This is a genomic window from Arthrobacter sp. 05T444 (genome assembly GCF_056395905.1).
This window is the reverse complement of the sequence record NZ_JBFTKK010000033.1, coordinates 20,222-27,014: the sequence shown is the minus strand read 5'-3', so window position 1 is coordinate 27,014 and position 6,793 is coordinate 20,222. Positions and strand designations below refer to the sequence as shown.

The following is a 6,793-nucleotide window of genomic DNA, read 5'->3' as shown; positions in this document are numbered from 1 at the left end:
CAACGCGGCCCTGAAGGAGGCGGCCGGCAAGGCGCTCCCGCAGGACGTCATCGACCGGTCCCTGAAGAACATCGTGTTCACCGTTGACCCGCTGGCCGGAGCCTTCAACAAGCTGCTGCAGGACGGCGTGGACGCCGGCACCACCAAACAGGCCGACCTCAACGGCATCTTCGATCTCCGGGCACTAAACGCGGTGACCGACGACAAGGCATCCGCAGCGGGGCTGGGCCTGGACTAGCCCAACCGGCTTCACCGCACACCAAGCTCCACGCACCACGAACAAAGGACGGGACCATGCCAGTCGTACTGGAAAACCTGGGCAAGCGCTTCGGCGAAGGCGCCCCGGTGCTGGACGACGTCAACGCCACCATCGGCAAGGGCGAGTTCGTCGCCCTCCTCGGTGCGTCCGGCTGCGGCAAGTCCACCCTGCTGAACATCATGGCGGGACTGGAGGTCCCGACGTCGGGCGCTCTTGAGGTGCCCAGCGACGGCGCCGCGTTCATGTTCCAGGACGCCGCCCTGTTCCCGTGGCTCACAGCCCGGGAGAACGTCGAGCTCGCGCTGAAACTGCGCGGCGTCGGCAAGGCCGAGCGCCGCACGAAAGCCGATGAACTGCTGGACCTGGTGCACCTCGCGGAGGCCGGCGACAAGCGCCCGCACGAGCTCTCCGGCGGCATGCGCCAGCGTGTGGCCCTGGCGCGTTCGCTCGCGCAGGACCGCCAGCTGCTGCTCATGGACGAGCCGTTCGCTGCCCTGGACGCCATCACCCGCGACCTGCTCCATGACGAACTCGAACGCATCTGGAAGGAAACCGGGCGCACCATCGTGTTTGTGACGCACAACGTCCGCGAAGCCGTCCGGCTGGGCCAGCGCGTGCTCCTGCTGTCCTCCCGGCCCGGCCGCGTGGTGCAGGAATGGAACGTCACCGAAGAACACCGTACCGACGCCGGTCTTGCCGGACAGCTGACCGGGGTCATCACCGCCCGGCTGCGAGAGGAGATCCGCCGCCATGCCAAGTAACCCGACCCCTGTGGCAGAAGAGAAGCCGGCGGTCCTCCCTGACGAGGCCCCGGTGTCGGCAGGCTCAGCCACCGGTTCCACAAAAATCCATGCGGCCCTGACCCGTTCCTCCACCGGTTCCGCAGACCTGCGCGAACTCGAATCCGGGCTCGACTCGCTGCAGTCGGACGCCATCCGCAAGGCGCGTGTCGACTGGAGCCGCATCCTGCTGCCGGTGGCCGCCCTTGTGGTGCTCATCATCATCTGGCAGTTCTACGTCTCGCTGGGCCTCAAGCGCCGCGACCAGGTGCCCGGACCGATGGACGTGCTGGAGCAGTTCGGCACGCTGTGGGCTGAGGGATCGCTCCAGGAGGCCGTGTGGACCTCGTTGCAGCGCGGGATCATGGGCTTCCTGATCAGCGTGGTGATCGCGACGCCGATCGGCCTGCTGCTGGCCCAGGTGGCTCCGCTGCGCAGGGCGTTCGGGCCCCTCATCTCCGGGCTTCAGGTCCTGCCGTCCGTGGCGTGGGTGCCCGCGGCCATCATCTGGTTCGGCCTCACCGACGCCACCGTGTACTTCGTGGTTTTCATGGGCGCCATCCCGTCCATCATCAATGGCCTGATCTCCGGCGTGGACCAGATCCCGCCGCAGTACCGCAGCGTAGGCACAGTTTTGGGTGCGTCCCGGTTTCAGATGGCGGTGCAGATCATCCTGCCGGCCGCATTGCCGGGCTACCTGAGCGGGCTCAAGCAGGGCTGGGCATTTTCCTGGCGGTCGCTCATGGCCGCGGAAATCATCGCCGTGGGCGGCACCATCGGCTTCGGCCTCGGCTCCATGCTGAACCAGGGCCGCGACCTCGCGGACATGACCATCGTGATGTCCGCAATCCTGCTGATCCTCGCCGTGGGCATCCTGATCGAGCTGCTCGTCTTCGCGCCCATCGAGAAGCGCCTGCTCCAGCGCCGCGGCCTCCTGGCCGGCAGCACGCGCTAAGCGCGTCCGCACTGACCCAACAAGAAAGCCCGACGGCGATACTCGCCGTCGGGCTTTCCGCTGTCCTTTGTCCTGGCACCGTCGCACCCTTGTTCCACCGATGCAGCGTGCCTACACTCACGACAAGGCCGGCAGCCGGCCCGATCCCACAACTGTTCAGGAGGTAGCCGTGGCACCAAAATTTGGCTTGCTGGCACTGGTCGAGGCCAAGCCCGGGAAGGAACAGGAAGTTTGGGACTTCCTCAACGGAGGCCGCGAGATAGTACTCGGCGAGCCTGGCACGAGGACCTGGTACGCGTTCCGGGTCAGCGAGAACACGTTCGGCATTTTCGACACTTTTGACACCGAGGAGGACCGGCAGGCCCACCTCAACGGGGCCATTCCTGCCGCCCTGGGCCAACATGGCCCGTCCCTGCTCGCCAAGGATCCGGACATCCGGCCGATCGAACTTATCGCCGTGAAGTAGCGGCCCGCGCGGGGCGGGGGCGGCTCTACGCCGCGACCGCCCCTATGTGACGCAGCGTTACCTTACGTGAACTGGTGTTTCCGCCGCCGTTGTTGGTGAATGTGACCCGGCCCTACCGTTGATTCATGGCAATTCAGGACATCTACCCAACGGCACTGCGCCTGCTCGGCCGCCCTGTGCTGGTGGTGGGCGGCGGACCCGTGGCCACGCGCCGCGCCAAGGGCCTACTCGACGCCGGTGCACGGGTCACCGTGGTGGCCCCGGTTGCCTCAGCCGCGCTCCAGGAACTCGCCGACGCCGGCCTGCTCACCTGGGTACCGCGCGCCTACTCTTCCTCCGACGTCGACGGCGCGTGGTTCGTTCAGACCGCCACTGGCGATTCCGCCGTGGACTCGCAGGTTTCTGCCGATGCCGAGGCGCAGCGCATCTGGTGCGTCAACGCCTCCGACCACGAAGCTTCGGCTGCCTGGACCCCCGCCGTCGCCGTGGTGGACGACGTCAAGATCGCCGTCAACGCCGGCGGAGACCCGCGCCGCGCGATGGCCCTGCGTGACGCCGTCGCTACGGCCCTGGAAACCGGTGACCTGCCGCTCCGCCGGCGCCGGGCGACTGCCGGCTCCGTGGCCCTCGTGGGCGGCGGCCCCGGCGACACCGGCCTCATCACCGTCCGCGGCCGCAGGCTCCTGGGCCAGGCCGATGTTGTGGTGGCAGACCGCCTCGGCCCCCGCGAACTGCTCAACGAACTTGCCCCCGATGTGCGCGTGATCGAGGTGGGCAAGACGCCCGGCAACCATCCCGTGCCGCAGGCCGAGATTAACCGCATCCTCGTCGACGAGGCCCTCGCCGGACACCGCGTGGTGCGCCTCAAGGGCGGCGACCCCTACGTCCTGGGCCGCGGCGGCGAGGAAGCGGAGTTCTGCCGGCAGCACGGCGTCGAGGTTGAAGTGGTTTCGGGCGTCACATCCGCGATCTCCGTCCCGGCCGCCGCAGGCATTCCGGTAACGCACCGCGGCCTGGCCAAGGGCTTCAGCGTGGTCACCGGCCACGAGGAACTGTCCGAGGTCCCGGCCCGCGCAGACCATACCGTGGTGCTCCTCATGGGAGTGGGCCAGCTGCGCGAATCGGCGTCCGCCCTGGGCAAAGCCGGACTGCCGGGGGACACTCCGGTTGGTATTGTGGAAAACGGCTACCTGCCGAACCAGCGCGTGACGATTGGCACCCTCGGGTCCATCGCCGACCAGGCCGAGGCCACCGGCGTCGCGAATCCTGCCGTGATCGTGATCGGTGACGTTGTCCGCGTGAGCCCCTTTGCGCCGTCGCACTTCAAGACCGCTGACTACAGCACCACCAGCCCCAATAAGCCCCGCACCACCCGCGTTCTCACCCCGTAAAGCCCGTCGATTGCTCCATAACTGCCGTTATCAAGCCTCAGAAGGGCAGTTGTGGAGCAACGGATGCAGAAGAAAAGGAACACAGCCGTGTCATCAAGCACCACCGTAGGTTCTGCCGAACGTCCACTGCGCGTCGCCGTCGTGGGCTCCGGCCCGGCCGGCGTCTACGCTGCGGACATCCTCACCAAGAGCGAAGCCGTCAAGAGCGGCGAGCTGACCGTGAGCATCGACCTCTTTGACCGCTACCCGGCGCCCTACGGACTGATCCGCTACGGCGTGGCCCCGGACCACCCGCGCATCAAGGGCATCGTCAATGCCCTGCACAAGGTCCTGGACCGCGGCGACATCCGCTTCTTCGGCAACGTGGACTACGGCACGGACCTCTCCATCGAGGACCTGCGCACCCACTACGACGCCGTCATCTTCGCCACCGGCGCCATCAAGGACGCCGACCTGAACATCCCGGGCATCGAGCTTGAGGGCTCCTACGGCGGCGCGGACTTCGTTTCCTGGTACGACGGCCACCCGGACGTGTCCCGCGAATGGCCGCTGGACGCCAAGGAAATCGCCGTGATCGGCAACGGCAACGTGGCGCTTGACGTGGCCCGCGTCCTCTCAAAGCACGCTGATGACCTCCTCGTCTCCGAAATCCCGGACAACGTCTACGCCGGCCTGAAGTCCTCGCCCGTCACGGACGTCCACGTCTTCGGCCGCCGCGGCCCGGCCCAGGTCAAGTTCACCCCGCTGGAACTCCGCGAACTGTCCCACTCCAAGGACGTGGACATCATCCTGTACCCGGAGGACTTCGAGTTCGACGAGGAATCGGACCGCCAGATCCAGAGCAACAACCAGACCAAGACCATGGTGGGCACGCTCACCAACTGGATCGCCGAGCAGCCCGAGGACCTCTCAGAGCTCAAGGCCTCCCGCCGCCTGCACCTGCACTTCCTGCACAGCCCGGTGGAAATTTACGACGACGCCGCGAACCCCGGGCGCGTCAGCGGCATGAAGTTTGAACGCACCGAGCTGGACGGCACGGGCAACGCCCGCGGCACCGGCGAATACGTCGACTACCCCGTGCAGGCCGTCTACCGCGCAATCGGCTACTTCGGTTCGGCCCTGCCGGAGGTCGAGTTCGACCACAAGAAGGGCGTCGTCCCGAACGCCGGCGGCCGCGTCCTGGACGCGTCCGGCGAGCACGTCCCGGGCATCTACGCCACCGGCTGGATCAAGCGCGGTCCCGTGGGCCTCATCGGCCACACCAAGGGCGACGCCCTCGAAACCGTGACGTACCTGCTGGAAGACCGTGAAAACCTGCCGGTGGCCGAGGCGCCCGCCGCAAGCGCCGTCGTCGACCTTCTCGAAAGCCGCGGCGTGGAGTACACCAGCTGGGAAGGCTGGCTGGCACTGGACGCGCACGAGCTTGCCCTGGGCGCCGAGGCCACGGCGGCCGGCGGATCGCACGGCGTACAGGTCAAGCGCGAGCGCATCAAGGTTGTGCCCCGCGAGGACATGGTGTCCATCTCCCGCGACGGGGTCGCCGCCAGCGTCTAGCTCTCTACACAACGCGGGGTCACTCACCGCCCGTTCCATTCGGATCACCGGGCGTAGAGTGACCCCGCGTTGTGCTTAACGTCCGGCTAGCGGCCAGCCCCGCCGGCGGCCATGAGTTCGAGCCGCTTCAGGGTTTCCCGGTTCCGCACCGAGATCAGGGGATCCCGCACTACTTTGGGCACGGCCAGGCCGGGACCTCTGACGGCGTCTTCGGCAATCGAGACGCGGCATTGGGTCCCCTGGTCCTCCAGCGTGATGACCACCTTCGCCTCGCCCAGGGGCCAGCCGCGGGCCATCAGTTCCAGTGACTTCCCTGGATCAACGGCCGTCACCTTGGTGGAGTCGTTGATGATCAGGGGCCATGCGCCCACGGAATGATGCAAGCGTGCGCCAACCTTGGGCCAGTGCGCGTCGACGGATCGGATCCGCGAGGCGCCGACAACCCAGCCGGAGTACAGCCAGCCATCGGCGATCACCTTCCAGACGTCCGGTGCCGGGGAATTGAAGACCTGCGTGACGGTTGACATGGGTTTCCTCTCGAGGGGCGGCGGGGTGTGCTGCTGGGTTGTTGTGTCAGCCGCGGTTTTCCGGGCGTCGGGCTGCCCTGGCGCGGTCCCGCGGGCGGTTCGGTAGGAACGTTCCCGGAGGCGCCGCGCCCACGGGTAGGTCCCGGCTCCCGGCAGCGGGTGTTCGAGCGGGTCGAAGCGGATGGTGGTGTCGTCGGGCCCGGGGACGGCCCGCAGCCGGAGGGTCCCCGCGTGGACCCACCGGCCGGCGGGTTTGGCGAAGGAGAGCGCCAGGACCCAGTCGCCCGCGATGAGGGCGTCCCTGAAGTCTGCGCCGGTTTCGGCGCGGCCGGTGGCGCCCGGAGGCAGTGAAAGCGTGCGCAACCCCAGCAGGACCGGGCCGTTCGCACCCTTGTAGGGCATCAGCGTGGTGAATCTGGCGGCACCGACGTCGAGCTTGGGAAGCAGCGCATACCGCGCCGGAAAGCCCCAGCCGGTCGATGCGAAGAGAATATCCGCCGGCTGGCCGCCGGCAGTACCCTCGGAGGCGGCGCCGATGCGGAGGGCGAGGCCAAGAATGTCGGGCAGCGCTTCCGGCAGGCCCACCGAGCGGGAAAAACGGGCCTGCACCTGTTCACTGCCGGCAGCATCGAGCCAGCTGATTCCGCTGTGCGTACCCTGGAGCCCGCCGGCAGCGTGTTCGTCCATGCCATGCCGCGACAGCTCGCCGACAAGGCCGAGGCCGTGGGGATGGATCGGACGGAGAGGGCGTACTGCCTTGATCGCCTTGAAGACAGCGGCGAAGGCCTGCCCTGCCAGCGCGCTTGCCCCGCCTGCCGGTCTGCGTGTCTGCGTCATTCGAGCCCTCCTCAGGGATTACCCG

General features: G+C 67.8%; 6 protein-coding genes and 1 pseudogene. 6 read left to right on the top strand and 1 reads right to left on the bottom strand.

Annotation, left to right across the window (positions count from 1 at the left end; genetic code table 11):
• The 6 genes and pseudogenes from AC1DD3_RS20920 to AC1DD3_RS20895 all read left to right on the top strand — a co-directional run.
• Nucleotides 1–238, top strand: a pseudogene (locus AC1DD3_RS20920) (sulfonate ABC transporter substrate-binding protein); the annotation flags it as partial.
• A gap of 56 nt (nucleotides 239–294) precedes the next feature.
• Entirely contained in the window at nucleotides 295–1,020 is a 726-nt protein-coding gene (locus tag AC1DD3_RS20915; protein WP_230117440.1) for an ABC transporter ATP-binding protein, read from the top strand.
• Nucleotides 1,010–1,993, top strand: coding sequence for an ABC transporter permease (locus tag AC1DD3_RS20910; protein WP_230117441.1), 984 nt, complete (start codon nucleotides 1,010–1,012; stop codon nucleotides 1,991–1,993). The genes AC1DD3_RS20915 and AC1DD3_RS20910 overlap by 11 nt, the downstream gene beginning before the upstream one ends.
• Before the next feature lie 169 nt (nucleotides 1,994–2,162).
• On the top strand, nucleotides 2,163–2,459 hold the full coding sequence (locus AC1DD3_RS20905) for a putative quinol monooxygenase (RefSeq protein ID WP_230117442.1): 297 nt from the start codon (nucleotides 2,163–2,165) through the stop codon (nucleotides 2,457–2,459).
• Between the two features lie 125 nt (nucleotides 2,460–2,584).
• Nucleotides 2,585–3,850 (top strand): uroporphyrinogen-III C-methyltransferase, encoded by a 1,266-nt coding sequence (gene cobA, locus AC1DD3_RS20900; protein ID WP_230117443.1) that lies wholly within the window; start codon nucleotides 2,585–2,587, stop codon nucleotides 3,848–3,850.
• Between the two features lie 87 nt (nucleotides 3,851–3,937).
• Nucleotides 3,938–5,404: an FAD-dependent oxidoreductase gene (locus AC1DD3_RS20895; protein ID WP_230117444.1), complete on the top strand. Its 1,467-nt coding sequence runs from the start codon at nucleotides 3,938–3,940 to the stop codon at nucleotides 5,402–5,404.
• A gap of 86 nt (nucleotides 5,405–5,490) precedes the next feature.
• On the opposite strand, the gene AC1DD3_RS20890 is transcribed toward AC1DD3_RS20895, so the two are convergent.
• A complete protein-coding gene (locus AC1DD3_RS20890) occupies nucleotides 5,491–6,768 on the bottom strand; it encodes an SRPBCC family protein (RefSeq protein ID WP_476882439.1) in 1,278 nt (425 codons plus the stop codon).
• Nucleotides 6,769–6,793 lie beyond the last annotated feature (25 nt).

Bases quoted from the DNA above. Each gene is read 5' to 3' on its own strand.
- AC1DD3_RS20915 (WP_230117440.1), top strand. From the start codon at position 295: ATGCCAGTCGTACTGGAAAACCTGGGCAAGCGCTTCGGCGAAGGCGCC.
- AC1DD3_RS20910 (WP_230117441.1), top strand. From the start codon at position 1,010: ATGCCAAGTAACCCGACCCCTGTGGCAGAAGAGAAGCCGGCGGTCCTC.
- cobA (WP_230117443.1), top strand. From the start codon at position 2,585: ATGGCAATTCAGGACATCTACCCAACGGCACTGCGCCTGCTCGGCCGC.
- AC1DD3_RS20890 (WP_476882439.1), bottom strand. From the start codon at position 6,768: ATGACGCAGACACGCAGACCGGCAGGCGGGGCAAGCGCGCTGGCAGGG.